Below are 17,874 nucleotides of genomic sequence, written 5' to 3' on the forward strand. Positions count from 1 at the left end.
ACTTAACAGTCTTCTGTGTTTTCTAAATGCGCCAATGCTTGGATTACCTGCTCTGGACCTAGCCCATCAAAACAGGGCTGCTCTTTGTCGCCCTTGCCCGCATAAGGGCCAGTCGCACACAGATGAATTTGATTTTCACCATAAGCCCCTACGCGCTCAGGCCGGGTTGGGCCATATAAAGACACACAGGGCGTAGCCAAGGCGGCGGTTAAATGTCCCAGCCCTGTATCCACGGCCACACAGGCTTTGGCACCGGCTAAATAACTCGCTACTTGCGCGATGCTCAGTTTTGGCAACACCTGCACCCTGGGCAAATCAGCGGCAATGCGTTCAGCCCGCTGTTGTTCGGCAGCATTTCCCCACGGTAATAAAATCATTAGCCCTTGCGCATTATAGTGCTGCGCCAAAGTGCGCCAGTGATTTTCTGGCCAATGTTTGCTCGGCCAAGTTGTACCGTGCAACAGCATTAAATAAGGCTCGCTCGGCACATCCGCACACTGCCGTGCGATTTGTTGGCGGTCTAAACCGTAATCACCAATCGTTTCGGGCATGGGATAACCCAACGCTTGAGCAAACAGCAAACGTACACGCTCAACGGCGTGCAATTGCGGGTTGACTGCATAGCGGCGGTCGTAGAACAGGCTGGCCAAAGGTTCTCGCGCACTGGCGCGGTCCAATCCAGCAACGGGTACTGACGAGCCGCGCGTCAGCCAAGCACTTTTACTCAAACCCTGTGCATCCAGCACTAGGTCGTACTGGGCTTGCTTAAGTGTTTGTTTAAAAGCGCGATACTCGCCACTGCGCCAAGTACGCCAAAGATTTTTACGCCAGCGTCTAATCGCCACTGGAATAACTCTATCTACCGCAGGATGCCACGCCGGAATATCGGTGAAGCCTTCTTCTACCACCCAGTCAAAGCGAATTCCCGGGATGGCTTGTTGCGCGTCAGTCAGCGCAGGCAGGCTATGAATCACATCACCCATGGAGGAGGTTTTAATTAAGAGCACGCGCACTAGCCGTCTAACTCCTGCAATGTAACAGGAACACCTACCAGCTGGGCTAACGCATCAATAACCATCGATGGCGGTAACTGTCGCAGACAGTTGTAATGACCGTATCTGCAAGTGCGGTCAAAGCAGGGGCTGCATTCAATTCCCGTGCGCACTATCGCCACCTGTTCAGCAAGCGGCGGAGTGAAATCGGGCGAGGTCGAGCCATAGACTGCCACCAAAGGTAAATTTAACGCGGCTGCAACATGCATTAAACCGGAATCGTTGCTCACTACGGCGCCCGCACAGGACATAAGATCGATAGCCTGAGCTAAAGAGGTTTCTCCAGCTAAGTTAGCCACTTCTTCACGTAAACCTGGAATAAGTAGGGCTCGAATTTCCTCGCCTACTGGATGATCTTTTTTAGAACCAAAAATCCACACCTGCCAACCTTGACGAATATAGTGCTCGGCAACCTGAGCATAGTGTTCTGCCGGCCAGCGTTTGGCTTCACCAAACTCAGCACCTGGGCAGAGCGCCAAAACGGGCTGCTCGGTGGTTAACTTAAATGCTTGTAACGCTGCATCTCGATTCTCTGCAATAACGTCCAGATGCGGGCGTGGATAAGGCTTGGGCAACTCCGTATTTTTGTCATAGCCCAAGGCCATAAACCGCTCAATCATTAGCGGGTAACGCTGTTTATCCAGCGTACGCAGATCGTTGAGCAATCCATAGCGCATTTCACCCTTCCAGCCTGTGCGCACAGGAATATCCGCAAAAAACGGTGTTAGAGCAGACTTAAAAGAGTTAGGTAGCACAATAGCTTGCTGATATTGCCCCTTCATTTGCCGACCAATGCGGCGACGAGTGCGCAGGTCTAATACGCCATGCCCCAGCGGAAAACTCAACGCTTGGCGAACCTCAGGCATACGCTCAAGAATAGGCCGGCTCCACTCTGGGGCTAGCACATCAATAGTGCAATCTGAATGACACTGCTTCAAACACATAAGCAACGTCTGCGCCATTACCATATCGCCGACCCAGCTGGGGCCTACAATGAGTATATTCATAGATGCGGGTATACAAGCTCTGTTAAAGATGCTGCTATCTTACACTATCAAGCGATTAATGATTAGCGCACTCCAGAAAAGTTGTGCGCTGCGCACCAGCTATAAAAACCGTTATGCAACAGTGTGATGTGTGCATTCAGTGCATTCAGTACATTCAGTCAGTCGCTGCTGCGGGTTATTTTTTACGCTTAGCACGCGGATGAGCTTGATCATAAACCTGGGCTAGATGTTGAAAATTCAAGTGCGTATAGATCTGCGTAGTACTGATATTGGCATGTCCAAGCATTTCCTGCACCGCACGCAAATCCTGTGAAGATTCTAAAACATGACTGGCAAAAGAGTGGCGCAGCATATGCGGATGCACATGCTGCCCGAGCTCTAAGTTACCGGCGCGCCTAATTTGCTCGCGCACCACCGAAGGGTTAATACGCTGTCCGCGCGCGCCGACAAAAACCGCTGCCGCATCCTTAGTTAACTGTTCACGCACATCCAGCCAATTCTGCAAAGCTACTCGTGCTTGCCGGCCTACAGGCAGGATACGTTCTTTATTACCCTTACCTAACACGCGCACCAAGCCCTGCTCTAAGTCCAAGTCAGGCAAATCCAGCCCCACCAGCTCAGCTAAACGCAAACCCGAGGAGTATAACAATTCCAAGATAGCCCGATCACGCTTATCGAGTGGCGTTTGCTGCGGTAGTTGCTCAAGAAACTGATCGACTCGGTCTACATCTAAAGTTTTGGGCAGGCGCTTTTCACCACGCGGCGGACGAATCCCTTGCGCTGGATTGTTTTTCGCCATGCCTTCTACAATTAAATACTGATAAAAACTGCGCAATGCCGAAAGTTTACGCGTGATGCTGCGCACCGCATGCCCACTACGATACAGTTCAGCCATCCATGCGCGCACATGCATAGGTTCAAGGTGTTGCCAATCGGTAATTGCTTGTTGCTGTAACCATGCAAGTAGCTGGTTGAGATCGCTTTGATAAGCGCTGTGGGTGTGGGCAGATAACTGACGCTGCGCTATTAGTGCATTAAGAAACTGCTCGACCTGCACTTGCATGTTAATTCTTGGTGGACGCTAGCAACGTTGGTAATAAACGCGCGACAACTTGAGCAATATAGTCTAAAAATAAAGTATCTACCGCATTGCTGTACTGTTGCGGGTTTTCACTGCCTAACGCTAAAACCCCTAGCTTTTCTTTATGGGCAATACTGATAACTGCAGCCGACTGGATACTTTGCGCCTGTTGCTCGCCAAATAAAAACTGCAGCTCAGACTCACGCAACGCACCACACACAGGTATGCCCACCAATAAACCCGAGATTTTCTTTTGCGCATCAGTCAAGGTCTCTGTGCGACCCACAGCTAAAGGCTCTTGCGCAAAAAAGACTAAACCAACAAACTCAACTTTAAACTTTTGCTTGAGGCTGTCTTCCAGCGCGGCAACCAGCGCCTCTAAGCTGTCCGCTTCTAATAGCTGTAAGGTCAGATCACGGGTTAGCTGGAATAAACGATCATTATCTCTGGCCACTTCGAGCAACTGCGTTAAGCGACTACGCATGTCCAAGCCACGTTGACGCAAAACAGCCATTTGCCGTTCAACCAGCGACACCGATGTACCGCGCGCATGGGGTATTTTTAAATCTGCCAGCAGATCATCCTGTGCTAGAAAAAAATTCGGATGCCGGCGCAGATAATCAGCCACTAGCGCATCGTCCAGTATTTTCACTTCACCTTGGGTATCAGTCATATCCTAATCTGTCCTTCAAAAGTACGCGTAGCCAAGCCGCGCAACTCTACTTTTTGCTGTTCAAAACACAGGCTAAGGCTGAGCTCATCCTTTACTAATTCAAGACGCAGCTTATTGTGCTGCCCGTCCTGCTGTTTAACAGATAGCGCTGCTGCTAGATTGGTGTCTTGATAGTTTTCACCCAGATCAACCTGCCAGCTTTGTGCAAATTCTAGTTGGGTAAAGTTTTGTAGCGGGTATTCGACGCTCACCCAACCATCAATTGATAAGCATGTGTTTTGCTGTCCGGTGCGGGTATCGAATCTAAGCTCATGCTGTGTAGTAAGCTTTTTTTCCATTAGCAAACGAGTCACACAGCATAGGTCGACAAAGGAGCAATCGAGTTCCGTGCCGTCTTGTGCATATACGCGGCAGCTAAAATCCACCTCCGGTTGCCGCGGCACTTCGATCAGCACTAAACGCTTAAAGCCTACGCCACGTGCGCGCGATGACCACTGCTGTACTTGGCGAGGATTGATAAACGCATGCTGACTAAGCAGCTCAACCAGCATCAAGTCGTCGCCCAAACAATGCATTTTGCTAAAGCGTAGTAACATATTTACTCCGGTAGCAAACTCTCATTGGCATAGAGCTCAGCGATGGTTTCACGCTGACGCACAACCTGCATTTGCTCACCATCGACCATCACTTCAGCAGCACGGCCGCGGCTGTTGTAATTAGAGGCCATCACAAAACCATACGCACCAGCCGAGCACACCGCTAGCAAATCGCCTTCTTGCAAACAAAGCGGGCGGTCTTTACCCAAAAAATCACCTGTTTCACACACCGGCCCCACCACATCATAGTGGCGTGGCGTGCCTTCGCGCGGCACCACGGGCTTGATATCCATCCAAGCTTCATACAACGCAGGGCGAATCAAATCATTCATCGCCGCATCAACAATGGCAAAGTCTTTGTCAGCGCTATGTTTTAAATACTCTACCTGCGTGAGCAAGACACCGGCATTGGCCGCGATATAACGACCGGGTTCAAAAATAAGGGTTAGCTTACGACCTGCCAAGCGCTGTCTAACTTGAGCAATGTAGTCACCGGCACAGGGTGGTTCTTCATCACGATAACGCACACCCAAGCCGCCGCCCAAGTCGAGGTGCTCAATGTTAATGCCTAATTCAGCCAGGCGATCAACCAAGATAAGCACGCGCTCAAGTGCATCTAAAAAGGGCTCAAGACTGGTTAGTTGTGAGCCAATATGGCAATCCACACCCAAAATGGTGATGTTCGGCAGTTGTGCCGCGCGCTGATAAACCGCCTCTGCTTCATGGATGGCAATCCCAAACTTATTATCTTTAAGACCTGTAGAAATATAGGGGTGCGTACCCGCATCAACATCGGGGTTGACGCGTACCGAGACTGGCGCCTGCACGCCCAACTCTGCGGCGACTTCTTGCAGTCGCTCAAGCTCGTCCAATGACTCCAGATTAAAGCAATGAATTCCCACCTGTAGCGCACGATGCATCTCTGCTCGAGTTTTACCTACACCTGAAAACACTATCTTATTGGCTTGCCCACCAGCAGCCAGCACACGCTCTAACTCGCCACCAGAAACAATATCAAAACCAGCACCTAGTCGTGCCAACACGTTCAAAACCGCTAAATTAGAGTTGGCTTTTACAGCAAAACATACCAAATGCGGCATACCATCTAGGGCATCGGCGTAGCTGTTGTATTGCTGCTCTAAATGAGCGCGGGAATACACATAAGTAGGCGTGCCAAACTTCTTGGCCACTTCGGTCAAGGCTACATCTTCGGCGTATAGCAGACCGTCACGATACTCAAATTGACTCACATTAATATCCTATAACTCATAACGATCGCGGCGATGCTCGTGGGCTGCTTTTTCGTCTTCAGGATCATACAGTGGCCCTTTTTGTCCACAACCACTGAGCACGGCGCAAATTGCAATCAAGCCAATAAAAGAAAGCGCAAGGCGTTTCATCTGGAACATCCTATACTGTTGCGATAAATTGTTGCGAGTATACCCACACCGCAAGTTCTTGACTAATTTTTAGTTTAGCAGCTTTGCACCATTCAGAGCCTGCCCGAGGAAAAGCCAATGTCCCTAAATTCAAGCCAATTTCACGATCTGATTGATACGCTGCAAGAGCAGCTAGAAGATTTGTTTGATGAGTCCGAACTCGATTTAGATATAGAAAACCAAGGCGGCATATTAACCATTATTTTCACCAATGGCAGCCAGCTGATTTTCAGCCGTCAAGAACCCCTTAAACAACTGTGGTTAGCCGCACGCAGCGGTGGATTTCATTTTGATTACCTACACACCGAGCAACGCTGGTATTGCGCTACAGAGCAGCTATATTTAGACGCCATGCTCAACAAAATCTTTGCTGAACAAGCAGAAGTTGCGCTCGATTTCCCACCACTATAAACAGCAGAGAATCCGTTTAAACAAAGGCTTGCATCGCGGTATTGAGTCGCCGCTCCAGCTCCGCTTTTTTCTTTAAAAAGCGTACGGTTTGCAACTCTTCGGCGGGCAAGCGTCTGGATAAATCCAAATCCGTGATATAACACGGATAAGGCTCGGCTGAGCGACGCATCGCCAAAATAGTACCTGCAACTTTTTCGTACAGCTTGTCGCCATATTCAAGCTCGGTAAACTCTTGGTGATTACAGTAGAGCGTCACCGCGCCAGCACTGCTGATAATGGCCTGTACCGAGTAAAACGTATCCTGACCCAACAAGGCAGGTTGTGCTGGCTCAACACGCTGCACAGCGTAGGTACCGTCAGGCCATAAACGATAGTATTCAAGCTGATACGGCAACTCAAAGCTCGGCTGTTCAATAACTTCGGTAGCAAAGCGGCGATACTGCAAAGCAGTAAAAAAGCGTTGCAGGGGCATCAACAAGGCTTGTTCAGTGGTAAATGCTAGGCGCTGCTTAAACAGACTGTTGCGCTCGTCGAGCACATGTATCTCTGCTTCTTCACCCTGGATACGGTAATACACCTGCACCTTATGCGGCTGCGCTAAAGGCAAAATATACTTTAAGGCATGCCCCTGCAGACTGTATTCATCAATTTGCCAAGGCAGGCACTCTGCTTGGTTACGCCCCAAATAAGTTTCAAGGCTTGCCAGACTAGGCATTGTATGCTGGCTGGCAACCCCGTCTTTAAGCTCTAAAATCTGGAAGTAATCCTGCACCTGCAACAAGTAACGACTGCTCGGGTAATTACGTGCATGCATAAAAGCCTGAATAACCACATCGCTAACCCGCTGGGAAATGGCCCGCGCACGATTACGGCAGAAACACTCCACCTGCACATCAGGTATCACTGTGGTTTTGGCATACTCATTGAGCAGTGCCGCCAAGCAATCCAGCAAAGCACTTTCACCGCTAAAACGCCGCACCAGCATTTCGTTCCAGTTATTGATAACGATATGATCCAAGGTCAGTACCAAATTTTCACGTCGCCCAGAAAAATCCAACACGTTGGTTTGCTCGGTAGCAATGTGCACATTGTGCTGACTGAGCAAAGGCAGTGGATCGACACCCACGTTTACCAACAACAGTACTCGTACGGGATAGGACTGGCTCAACAGCTCAGTTTCTGAAACCTTGCGCAGGGGCAAAGCAAAGTTTTGCCGTAAACTTTGGAAAATCCCATACAGTTCACGCTCACGCAGATCGCTGGTGCTCGTCAGCACACTAATACGCGTGCCGGCATCCACCACAGCGTTAAAGTGCGCCCATACCAACAAAGCCATCAACTCGCGCATACGCTTAAGCGGGGTATGGTAGCGCCAGTTTTGCTGGGTCACGCTCCCGGGATACAAAGCCCAGTAATGCTCTGACCTGTCATCGGCAAAGCACTCAACCAGCGTGAGTGTATCTTCGGCTAAGTTGGGCGCAATACCCGGATTAATAAACTCGACCTTATCGGCCTTACGCTCAAACGCTGCATACAGGCGTCGTCCCAATATGGCCAAATCCCGCGCATTAATCGCACTGACCACTTGCAGCCGTTGCGCTAACTGACTTAAAAAACGGTAGCTGTACATCAACTCTGACACTAAGAGCCGCCGCTCAACCTGTACTTCCATGGTTTTCCATTGATCGCGGCCATCTAAATGCTGCAGCTCTTTTTCTGACCACTGCCACTGTTGGGTAAGCTTCTCCAACAGGGTGCGCTGCCAGCTTTTATTTCGGTGAGTAAGCCCTTGGGTGAGTTTTTTTTCTACTTTCAGATAAAAACAGCGACGCATTAATTCCAAACGCTCGTTTTCACCACGCTCTGTTAAATACTTGGCTAAACGACGATAAAGCATCACATAGGCATCAAGCTCATCAAAATTAATAGTGTCTTGATAAATAGCTTGCTTGAATTGCAGGCTAATGCAGTCAACGGTTGGGTACTCAGAGGCGTACACTTCAATCAACAGCAGCTTTAGTAACGATTTATAGGGCGCCTCAATACCCTTATAGAGTTGCCACATACCAGCACTGACAAACTCACCAGCCGGAATACGCGCCAAGTGACCCAGGTCCACCACCTCATGCTCACGCACAAAGCGTTTATCGAGCAATATTTTGCAATACTCTGCATACCTATGTTCTTCATACACAGGCACATACCACCAAATAGGCGTACGTCCGGCTAACCAAACAGCGGTGCGATAAAACTCATCCAACAATAAATAATGCTGCGTGGTACCACAGTCATCCGAGGTTAACTGCCCTTCTTTTTCACCCGAGGCAAACTGCTGTGGATCAATCAAAAATATATGTATTTCAGCGCCCATACTGGCCGCCCAGACTTGCAAGTCATCGCATTTACGGCGTAGCTCAGCCACGGACTGCGGATCCAGCGTGGGGTCATAACAAAGCCAGAAATCCATATCACTTTGTTCTACATAACCAATCGAGCCTGAACTGCCCATTAAAAACAGGCTATAAAGCTGATTTTGGTTATAACCTCGGGCGGGACGATAGACAAAAGAGCGTGCCAAACCCTGCGCTTCCTGCACCAGTTCAGGCTTAGGCTCATAGGTAGTAAACCCAGCCGGCGTTGTTCCTGAGACATAACCCGGTAGTAGCGGATGGTTGGTATGCAGCAATAATGGCAGTAGACGCAGCACCAACTGTTGTCGGCTCGACAGCGTACAATTAGCACGCTCGATACGCTTGTTGTTAACCATCAGGAAACGCTGCTGTAAACGCGTTAAATCCTTGCGGTCAATGCCTTCATCTATATTGGGACGAATTTCTGCCATGTTTATTTAAAATATGAGGGTATCTGGAATGGATTTAAGTCGAGAATACGCCAAGTAACATTGCGTAACTTGGCATACCCGATAACTACTAACTAGGGAGTGGTCAGAATTGTTTTAAGTGTGCTGAGGTTGCGTACTGCTTCCAAACCCAGCGAGGTCAAATAACCGCCATCTTTTTGGTCCACCAAGCCTTTGTCAAACAAACGCTCAACCGCCGCCACTTTAATGGGATCGGCGCTGCTGTGAACCTTGATGCCCTCTTGGGCGCTTTCTAAAGGGTATAGGCTCAGCACTTCCAGCTCAGCGAATAATTCATCAGTCCAAGACATAATGCCTCCTAAGTGGCGAAATAAATTCAGTACCGTGGCTTAATGCTACGGTTTTATGCATCTTCATCATCGGGCAAGTCAGGTAGCGCCCGCAACATTTTTTCGTAGTTCTGCAGATCAAAACCACTGTCCTGGCTCAGAGTCTTTTGTATTTCCAAGGACAAGATGTACGCCATCATTTCTACAGCTTCCTCTCGCCCAATCCCAACTAGTACAAGTTTATTCAGTACAGATTGCACGAAAGGTGGATCATTATCGCGCAATTGATTTTCAATGGCCTCAAATAACTGCTGACGAACAAACTGCGCTTCTTCTGTTTCTGGCTGTTGCTCATCCTGCGACTCACTGGCTGCCAACGCACTGCCTGCAGCAGATTCAATAACGCCTTCATCCAGTTGGCACAGCGTGCATTCGTCTGCATCACCACGGTTGGTTTCTACATAGCGGACGCGACGCACCGCCGACTCACGGTCTGCCGACACTTGGTAGCGTGCATCTCTTGGTTTATCTGTCATTCATGTGCCTCTGCATCTACTTACTCTGGACTTAGCGATTGCTATAGCGTGCCGCTATCAGCTCACGCCCACGCGCTACAGCCTTGCGCACCTGCGCCGGTGCCGTACCACCAATATGGTCGCGTGCATTCACTGAACCTTCCAACGTCAGCACCGCAAACACATCTTCAGTAATATGTTCACTAAACTGGCGCAGTTCTTCTAGACTCATTTCTGCTAAATCTTTTTCCTGATCCACACCATAACGCACGGCCAAACCAACAATTTCATGGCAATCACGAAAAGGCAGACCCTTGCCCACCAAATAGTCGGCCAAGTCTGTTGCGGTAGAGAAACCACGCAACGCAGCTTCTCTCATAAACTCGCGCCTAGGTTTGATCGCGGGCACCATATCGGCAAAAGCACGCAAACTATCGCGCAACGTATCCGCGGCATCAAACAAAGGTTCTTTGTCTTCTTGGTTGTCTTTGTTGTAAGCCAGCGGCTGACCTTTCATCAGGGTTAACAGACCCACCAGCGCACCAAAGACACGACCCGTTTTGCCACGAATTAACTCGGGCACATCTGGATTTTTCTTTTGCGGCATAATCGAGCTGCCGGTGCAAAAACGATCCGGCAAGTCAATAAAACGAAACTGCGCTGAAGCCCACATCACCAACTCTTCTGAAAAGCGCGACATGTGCATCATAGCTATGCTGGCGGCGGCACAAAACTCAATAGCAAAATCACGATCCGACACGCCATCCAACGAGTTGCCGGAAATGGCTTCAAACCCCAGCAGCTCACAAGTAAGAGCGCGGTCAATCGGATAGGTCGTTCCTGCCAGAGCAGCACTGCCTAAAGGCATGCTGTTAGTACGCTTGCGGCAGTCTACTAAACGTTCATAGTCACGCGATAGCATTTCAAACCACGCCATCAGATGATGACCAAAGGTCACCGGCTGGGCGGTTTGCAAATGGGTAAAACCGGGCATGACGGTATCAGCTTCAGCCTCGGCCAAGCCCAACAAGCCTTCTTGCAGGCGGGTGATTTCCGCTAATATTTGATCAATTTCATCTCGCAACCACAGGCGAATATCGGTCGCTACTTGGTCATTACGACTGCGCCCGGTATGCAGTTTTTTACCCGTAATCCCGATACGCTCAGTGAGGCGCGCCTCGATATTCATGTGCACGTCTTCTAGGTCGACACGCCAGTCAAACTCGCCCGCTTCGATTTCCTGCTGGATGGCGGTTAAGCCGTCCTCAATCGCTTTAAGCTCAGGTTCGCTCAGCACGCCAACCTGAGTCAGCATCTTGGCATGCGCCAAGGATCCCATAATATCGTGCTTGTATAAACGTTTATCAAAATCGACCGACGCGGTAAAACGAGCTACAAAGGCATCGACCGGCTCGCTAAAACGGCCACCCCAAGATTGGTTGGTTTTTTCACTGCTCATAAAATCATCCAGCAAGGTTTAATAACATGCGCCTATGATAGCAGGATGCACGGCAAGCGCGAGTATGCGTTATGGTCGCCAGCTTGTTTATACGCGGGTTAACTACGCTAATCTGCGGCGAACAAGATTTATATTCCGTGCTTATTCAACCAAAACAGCAGTTTTGGTAAAGCCATAGCACCGTTTTGCCGAGCAATTTCTTTGCCGTTTTTAAATAAAATCAAACTCGGAATGGAGCGTACATTCAACTGACCTGCCAAGCCTTGCTCAGCCTCGCTATCAATCTTGGCAAAACGACACTGACCCTGCAGCTGCTCGGCTGCTTGCGCAAATGTCGGTGCAAACTGGCGACATGGGCCACACCAACCCGCCCATACATCCACCAATACAGGCATATCACCCTTAATTTGCTTGGCGAAACTTGCCGCGGTTAAGTCAATTGGCTTAACGCTCAGCACTGTTTTATTACACACACCGCATTTGGGCGTATCGGCTAAACGCTCCTGTGGCACGCGATTTAATGAGTCGCAATGTGCACAGGGAATAATAACGGTTGCGGACATAATCCAGCCTCCTTTAACAATTTACTCTTTGGCATAGTAAGCCTGCTCTGCGCTTTTCAAGCAACCCTTTTGTGACGGTCTATATTTACACAAGAAGGATCGCTACATCAGCATGGAGGCTACATTATGCAGCGCACTACACAAACAGGCTTTACCCTGACTGAGCTACTGATAACCATTGCCTTACTCGCCATTATGGCTCAAATCGCCCTGCCAGCTTGGCAGGAATTTATTAGCAAAAACCGCTCACAAGCGCTCATGCACAGCGTTGAAAGCGCAATCCATCATGCGCGCTCAATGGCGGTTACGCATAGAATTAAAACTGAATTATGCGGTTCATTAGACCAAAACCACTGTCACAGCGACTGGTCAAAAGGCTGGCTAATTCGCGAGGCTGCCGCAGACACTGCGAGTCAAAATACACCGCTGCACATTAACTCACTCGATGAACCTGAGCTAAAGCTGCAGTGGGCAGGATTCCAGCAGCGTATTATTTTTCATAATTCAGGTTTGAGTAGCGCCAGCAACGGGCGTTTTTTTGTTTGCCGTAAACAACAAATAGACTGGCAGCTAGTTTTAAACCGCCAAGGTCGTTTAAGACGAGCCACCGAGCAAGAAAATAGAAACGAAGATCGGCGCTGCCTATAAGCTTGTGCGTCTAAGTCGCACACTTAAGAACACAAATCAATGCTAAAATCAGTGCCGCCCTAGCCCGCTTGACCAACCTGCAACCGAGGCGCAACTCTGCTACGCTAAGCAGACGAGATGTCATTTCTGTTTGCACACTCTAACCAAAGGAAGGCACATATGATCGCCAGCATGCTGCTAACAGAGTTCAGCCTGTGGATTGGCTGGCTGCTCTACGCCCCGCTGTTATTAATCGCTATCTGGAAAACCCCCTGGGTTGAGCTGTTTAGCGATAGCCGCCGCCAACACCTGCTTTTTGGTACGGTTATTGTGCTTTGCGCGTTGTGGCTGCTCAGACGCGACTTCCCCAGCGGTATTTCCGTACACTTTATTGGCATGACGGCTGTAACCCTGTTACTTGGCTGGCCGCTGGCTGTGTTATCGGGCTTATTTGCTCAACTGGTTTTGGTCGCCTTTGGCAAGCCTGAGCTACTCGCCCTTGGCGTTAATGGTTTGCTGCTGGTCATTGTGCCTGTTGCGATTACTGAGTTGGCAGCACGCTGGGTTGAGCGTTTTCGTCCTGAAAACCTTTTTGTATATATTTTTTGCTCGTGCTTTTTTCCCGCCGCTCTTACAGCTGCAGTCTGTGCGGCATTGGGTTTTTTGGTGATACTGAGCAACGGCCTTTTTGACTTCCCTCCATGGCTAGAAGACTTCTACGCCTTGGTCATCATGGTGGTCTTCCCTGAAGCCTTTATCAACGGCACAGCCATTAGCGCGCTCGTGGTGTATCAACCCGAATGGCTCGAAACCTTTAACCGCAGCCGCTATTTTCAAGCGCCTTGGAAGGAGCAAAATTCTGACAACAAGCGTTAAGAAGCGCAGTTTTTGTGTGATGCAGTAACAACCAGTCTAAATCTAGCTGTTACTGACCGATACCAATCACGCTTTAAAAAAACGCTCCTACAAGTACCGATTTAGTCGGCAGCCATGGCCTGCTGTACAGAGGCAAGTGCCTGTTCAGCTTGCGCCACACTGGCGTAGCTCTCACTCTGGGCGATTAACTCTCCGGCTTGCAGCGCTTGAACTTGTTGCTCAACCACCAGCAGATCGGCTTCACCTGCCTGTAATGCTTTAAGCGCTTGACCTGCACTGCGTCCATCGGCAAAGGCTACGGATAACAACACAGCCACACCTTGCGCATCCAGCACGCGAAAGCGAAAACCCTGCTCATCGCGGAAGCTGACGATGCGAGGGGTTTTCTTTGCTTTCTTTTTACTTATCGGCTCAGCAACCTGAACCTGACTAAAGCTGCGCAAACCCACGGCATCCCGTAACTGCGCCATAAAAGGCGTGGCAATCTTACGCGCCTTCGCTGCGCCAGCTTGCAGAATTTCCTCCAACTCATGCGGCTTGCTAATAAGCTGGTGGTAACGCTCACGCGGCTCACTTAGCTCAGCGTTCAACTGTTCAAATAAGCGTTGTTTAGCCTCACCCCAAGCCAAGCCATCCAACAAATCCGCGCGCATCTGCGCACTTTGTTCACGACTGGCAAAGGCTTGATACAGCGTAAACAAATGCGAGTTATCCGCGTCCTTAGCCTCACCCGGTAACTTTGAGTCGGTAACAATTCCCGCAATAGCCGTCTTTAGCTCCTTCGCTGAAGAAAACAATGGAATGGTGTTGTTGTAACTCTTGGACATTTTCCGCCCATCTAGACCCGGTAAAGTCGCGACATCCTCTTCAATAACCGCCTCTGGCATGACAAAAAAATCTTGCCCCTGACCAAACAAATGGTTAAAACGCTGACCAATATCACGCGCCATTTCCACATGCTGAATCTGATCACGCCCTACCGGCACGCGATTGGCATTAAAGAGCAAAATATCAGCCGCCATTAACACGGGATAACTGTACAACCCCATGGTAATGCCCGCGTCAGGATCTTCACCGGCAGCGGTATTCTGATCCACAGCAGCTTTATACGCATGCGCGCGGTTCAACAAGCCTTTTGCCGCAATGCAACTTAGCAACCAAGTCAATTCGGGAATTTCCGGTATATCGGACTGACTATAAAAAGTAGCGCGCTGTGTATCCAGCCCACCGGCTAGCCAGGTTGCCGCCACCTCTAAACGCGACTGCTGAATACGCGCTGGATCATCACACTTAATTAGGGAGTGGTAGTCGGCCAGAAAATAAAATGACTCCACATCAGCCGCTTTACTGGCCGTAATAGCAGGGCGAATAGCGCCGGCATAGTTACCTAAATGCGGTGTTCCTGTCGTGGTAATACCTGTTAATACTCTTGTTTTCATTATTTTGATTTCTTATAACTGCGCAGCAAAAACCTGCTGCAAAATAATCTCTTTTAGCTCAACTAGTTTGCCATGAAAAAAATGCCCACTGTGCGGCACTTTATGCAACTGATGGCTACGCGAAAGCTGCTCAGCCCATTGATACACCTGTTCAGGTTCAATCACCTCATCATCCTGCGGCTGTATAATCGTCAACAATCCATCGCTGCTAATTCTGTGCGGTGATTGTAGACGGGTTACGGCTGGGGCCACTATACACAGATGTGCTAGTTTAATGCCGCGCAGCTGCAAGCGTCCAGATAAGCTGGCCGCCACAAAACCGCCAAAGGAAAAACCAAACAAATAAATCGGCGCGTCAGGATGGCGTTGCCGCAGCCAGTCTAGCATGGCTTCAGCATCATCCACTTCGCCAGACTTCATATCATGGGCGCCTGCACTTTTACCTGTACCACGATAATTAAAGCGCAGCGTGGCCAAACCCTGATCCCGAGCTGTGCGCTGCATGGTGGAAACCACTTTATTAAGCATGGTTCCGCCTTGAGTAGGGTTCGGGTGGCAGAGCAGCGCAATGCCTTGCGCGCTGTCGTTATTTAAATACATGGCTTCCAAGTCCCCAACTGGACCGGGAACCATTAGTCTTTCTTCACGTACTAACAATACTTACTCCGTGACTTTATTCATGTAATTTGCTGTAGTTGCGGGTATTATCTGCACAACCTCAACTAGGAATCCGTCAATAAAGACTGGCTCATCGGCGCTAGCCGAGCAAAGCGTTATTGTAAGATTTCATTTAACTACACTGTTTTTTGCTTAGGAAACTATCCCGTGGAAAACTCACTACCTATCTGGTTAATACCCACCCTTACTTTAGTTGGCGGCATTATTATCGGCGTTATTTTAGCACGGATACTGCAAGCCTCATCACCGAAAAGCACACAAAGCCAGCTGAGCGATTTGCAAGAACGCTTTGATAGCTATCAAAACGAAGTGATCAGCAACTTCAGCACCACCGCTGAGCTGATTAGCAAGTTAACGGAAAGTTATCAGAATGTGCAGGAGCATATGTTGCATTCAGCCGAACGATTGGCGATAGATGAGCAGTCACGTGAAAGGTTGTTGGCTTGCTTGACTGATGGCTCAGTAAAAGAGCGCATTTCAGCACCCAGTAAGTCAAGTAAAAAAGAAGAGTTGCCGCCGGAACCACCTAGAGATTACGCGCCCAAGGCTGAAGGTGAGCCTGGCACGCTAGATGAAAACTTTGGTAAAGCCAAATAAGTTATGGGTTAAAAAACAGCTTGCCAAGGAATAATTACCTCCTTGGCAAGCTTAGTTTTTAGAGCAATAAGCTACGTATTTCCGCTAACAAGTCGCTCAGCCTTCTGCTAAAGCGCGCTGCAGCAGCACCGTTAATGACGCGGTGATCATAGGAGAGCGACAACGGCAACATCAGTCGCGGAGCAAAATCCTTTCCATCCCACACGGGCTGCATGGTCGCACGCGACACTCCTAGAATGGCCACTTCTGGCGTGTTCACAATCGGCGTAAAGCCAGTACCGCCAATATGCCCCAAACTAGAAATAGTAAAACAGCCACCCTGCATTTGTTCTGCACTGAGCTTTTTATTGCGCGCTTTGTCTGCCAAGTCAGCCGCTTCAATCGCTAGTTGTAACAGACTCTTTTGGTCTACATCACGAATTACCGGCACCAATAGGCCATCCGGCGTATCCACCGCAAAGCCTAGATGGACGTACTTCTTCATGATCAGCTCTTTGCCGTTAGGTGCCAGCGAGCTATTAAACTCAGGCATCTCTTTCAGCATATAAGCGCAAGCCTTGAGAAGAAAAGGCAGTACTGTAAGTTTAGTGCCTGCTTTTTCAGCCACCGCTTTCTGCGTGATTCGAAAGGCCTCCAGCTCGGTAATATCTGCGGACTCAAAGTGAGTAACATGCGGTACGTTCAACCAACTGCGGTGCAAATTTTCCGCACCAAGCTGCTGTAAGCGTGTCATCGGTGCAGTTGTTGTCTCACCAAAGCGGCTAAAGTCAACCGCTGGGATCGGCATAATGCCGTTGCCCTGCATATTTTGGGGCGCGTCAGGCGTGCTGAGTCTAGTTTTCACATACAGCTGAACGTCTTCTTTGACTATTCGCTGGTGTGGGCCTGTTGCACTGACTTGTGACAAGTCTACACCAAGCTCACGCGCCAACTTGCGCACTGCAGGACCTGCATGCACAGGGCCGCTTTGTTTGGCGGGCTTACTCGGCTGGCTGGCTGGTGCTACCGAAACGGGACCACCATCAACCAGCTGCTCCGTAACAGGTGCTGACTCAGGCTGAGTAACACTGGCTTGCAGCACATCGCAAACTTCCTGCTCCATACGAATGCGGCAAATCAAGTCGCCTTCGGTTACTTCGCTATTGAGTTTAGCCAACACCTCAATCACTTCACCACTAGCAGGTGAAGGAATTTCCATGCTGGCTTTGTCCGACTCAAGCGTAAGCAGAGATTGCTCCTCTGTTACCTGATCGCCAACAGCAATCAGCAATTCAATAACCTGGGCTTTTTCAGCAGAGCCAATATCAGGCACTTTCACTTCTTTAATGCACGCACCACTTTCAGTGGTGACACCGTGTTGCGTTTTAAGAATATCTGCCACCTGCTGAGAAACCACTGCACTCTCTGCAGAGGGTTCTGGCGCTTCGTCAGCTACAGCCGCTGAGCTCGCAGCCGAACTGTCAACTGCTTGGCTATCTATTTCCAGTTCAAGCAGCGCATCGCCTTCTTTTAAACGGTCACCCAGCTTAATTTTAATGTTTTTGACAATCCCAGCTTTAGGCGCGGGAATTTCCATACTGGCTTTATCCGACTCCAAGGTTAATAACCCCTGCTCGGCTTCGATGGCATCACCAACATTGACGAGGATCTCAATAACCTCACCCTCGCCCGTGCCAATATCGGGAACGCGAATTAATTCTGTAGTCATCGC

At 49.5% G+C, this 17,874-nt stretch carries 19 protein-coding genes; 4 read left to right on the forward strand and 15 right to left on the reverse strand.

Going from position 1 to position 17,874, the window contains the following annotated elements:
- Positions 1–2: 2 nt before the first annotated feature.
- The 7 genes from waaC to lptM all read right to left on the reverse strand — a co-directional run bounded on the left by waaC (position 3) and on the right by lptM (position 5,809).
- Positions 3–1,013 carry a lipopolysaccharide heptosyltransferase I gene (gene waaC / locus QEZ41_RS05680; RefSeq protein ID WP_289410428.1) on the reverse strand — a complete coding sequence of 337 codons (1,011 nt, stop codon included), beginning with the start codon at positions 1,011–1,013 and terminating at the stop codon, positions 3–5.
- Positions 1,013–2,059 (reverse strand): lipopolysaccharide heptosyltransferase II, encoded by a 1,047-nt coding sequence (gene waaF, locus QEZ41_RS05685; RefSeq protein ID WP_289410429.1) that lies wholly within the window; start codon positions 2,057–2,059, stop codon positions 1,013–1,015. The genes waaC and waaF overlap by 1 nt, the downstream gene beginning before the upstream one ends.
- 175 nt (positions 2,060–2,234) lie before the next feature.
- Positions 2,235–3,122: a tyrosine recombinase XerC gene (gene xerC, locus QEZ41_RS05690; protein ID WP_289410430.1), complete on the reverse strand. Its 888-nt coding sequence runs from the start codon at positions 3,120–3,122 to the stop codon at positions 2,235–2,237.
- 1 nt (position 3,123) lies between these two features.
- Complete coding sequence (locus QEZ41_RS05695) at positions 3,124–3,813, reverse strand: DUF484 family protein (protein ID WP_289410431.1); 690 nt, start codon at positions 3,811–3,813, stop codon at positions 3,124–3,126.
- The gene (locus QEZ41_RS05700) at positions 3,810–4,409 is read right to left on the reverse strand and encodes a diaminopimelate epimerase (RefSeq protein WP_289410432.1); all 600 of its coding nucleotides are present in this window, start codon (positions 4,407–4,409) and stop codon (positions 3,810–3,812) included. Before QEZ41_RS05700 ends, QEZ41_RS05695 begins: the two co-directional genes overlap by 4 nt.
- Before the next feature lie 2 nt (positions 4,410–4,411).
- The gene (gene lysA / locus QEZ41_RS05705; RefSeq protein WP_289410433.1) at positions 4,412–5,659 is read right to left on the reverse strand and encodes a diaminopimelate decarboxylase; all 1,248 of its coding nucleotides are present in this window, start codon (positions 5,657–5,659) and stop codon (positions 4,412–4,414) included.
- A gap of 9 nt (positions 5,660–5,668) precedes the next feature.
- Positions 5,669–5,809 carry an LPS translocon maturation chaperone LptM gene (gene lptM / locus QEZ41_RS05710; protein WP_289410434.1) on the reverse strand — a complete coding sequence of 47 codons (141 nt, stop codon included), beginning with the start codon at positions 5,807–5,809 and terminating at the stop codon, positions 5,669–5,671.
- 117 nt (positions 5,810–5,926) lie between these two features.
- Here lptM and cyaY point away from each other — a divergent pair, with 117 nt between their 5' ends.
- Positions 5,927–6,259 (forward strand): iron donor protein CyaY, encoded by a 333-nt coding sequence (gene cyaY / locus QEZ41_RS05715; protein WP_289410435.1) that lies wholly within the window; start codon positions 5,927–5,929, stop codon positions 6,257–6,259.
- A gap of 16 nt (positions 6,260–6,275) precedes the next feature.
- On the opposite strand, the gene QEZ41_RS05720 is transcribed toward cyaY, so the two are convergent.
- The 5 genes from QEZ41_RS05720 to trxC all read right to left on the reverse strand — a co-directional run bounded on the left by QEZ41_RS05720 (position 6,276) and on the right by trxC (position 11,946).
- Positions 6,276–9,101 (reverse strand): class I adenylate cyclase, encoded by a 2,826-nt coding sequence (locus QEZ41_RS05720; protein ID WP_289410436.1) that lies wholly within the window; start codon positions 9,099–9,101, stop codon positions 6,276–6,278.
- A gap of 92 nt (positions 9,102–9,193) precedes the next feature.
- Entirely contained in the window at positions 9,194–9,430 is a 237-nt protein-coding gene (locus tag QEZ41_RS05725) for a TIGR02647 family protein (RefSeq protein WP_289410437.1), read from the reverse strand.
- Positions 9,431–9,483: 53 nt separating this feature from the next.
- The gene (locus QEZ41_RS05730) at positions 9,484–9,945 is read right to left on the reverse strand and encodes a hypothetical protein (RefSeq protein WP_289410438.1); all 462 of its coding nucleotides are present in this window, start codon (positions 9,943–9,945) and stop codon (positions 9,484–9,486) included.
- A gap of 31 nt (positions 9,946–9,976) precedes the next feature.
- Entirely contained in the window at positions 9,977–11,383 is a 1,407-nt protein-coding gene (argH, locus tag QEZ41_RS05735; RefSeq protein WP_289410439.1) for an argininosuccinate lyase, read from the reverse strand.
- 128 nt (positions 11,384–11,511) lie between these two features.
- Positions 11,512–11,946, reverse strand: a complete 435-nt coding sequence (trxC, locus tag QEZ41_RS05740; RefSeq protein ID WP_289410440.1) for a thioredoxin TrxC — start codon at positions 11,944–11,946, stop codon at positions 11,512–11,514.
- A 126-nt stretch (positions 11,947–12,072) separates the two neighbouring features.
- Here trxC and QEZ41_RS05745 point away from each other — a divergent pair, with 126 nt between their 5' ends.
- Positions 12,073–12,594, forward strand: coding sequence for a GspH/FimT family pseudopilin (locus QEZ41_RS05745; protein ID WP_289410441.1), 522 nt, complete (start codon positions 12,073–12,075; stop codon positions 12,592–12,594).
- Between the two features lie 159 nt (positions 12,595–12,753).
- The gene (locus QEZ41_RS05750; protein ID WP_289410442.1) at positions 12,754–13,449 is read left to right on the forward strand and encodes an energy-coupling factor ABC transporter permease; all 696 of its coding nucleotides are present in this window, start codon (positions 12,754–12,756) and stop codon (positions 13,447–13,449) included.
- 101 nt (positions 13,450–13,550) lie between these two features.
- On the opposite strand, the gene QEZ41_RS05755 is transcribed toward QEZ41_RS05750, so the two are convergent.
- Positions 13,551–14,888: a tryptophan--tRNA ligase gene (locus QEZ41_RS05755; protein ID WP_289410443.1), complete on the reverse strand. Its 1,338-nt coding sequence runs from the start codon at positions 14,886–14,888 to the stop codon at positions 13,551–13,553.
- A 12-nt stretch (positions 14,889–14,900) separates the two neighbouring features.
- Entirely contained in the window at positions 14,901–15,545 is a 645-nt protein-coding gene (locus tag QEZ41_RS05760; protein ID WP_289410444.1) for an alpha/beta hydrolase, read from the reverse strand.
- Positions 15,546–15,713: 168 nt separating this feature from the next.
- On the opposite strand from QEZ41_RS05760, the gene QEZ41_RS05765 reads away from it, so the two are divergent.
- A complete protein-coding gene (locus QEZ41_RS05765) occupies positions 15,714–16,163 on the forward strand; it encodes a Z-ring associated ZapG family protein (RefSeq protein WP_289410445.1) in 450 nt (149 codons plus the stop codon).
- 58 nt (positions 16,164–16,221) lie between these two features.
- On the opposite strand, the gene aceF is transcribed toward QEZ41_RS05765, so the two are convergent.
- Positions 16,222–17,871: a dihydrolipoyllysine-residue acetyltransferase gene (aceF, locus tag QEZ41_RS05770; protein WP_289410446.1), complete on the reverse strand. Its 1,650-nt coding sequence runs from the start codon at positions 17,869–17,871 to the stop codon at positions 16,222–16,224.
- Positions 17,872–17,874: the final 3 nt, after the last annotated feature.

This window comes from Thiopseudomonas acetoxidans, assembly GCF_030362935.1.
GTDB lineage: Bacteria > Pseudomonadota > Gammaproteobacteria > Pseudomonadales > Pseudomonadaceae > Thiopseudomonas > Thiopseudomonas acetoxidans.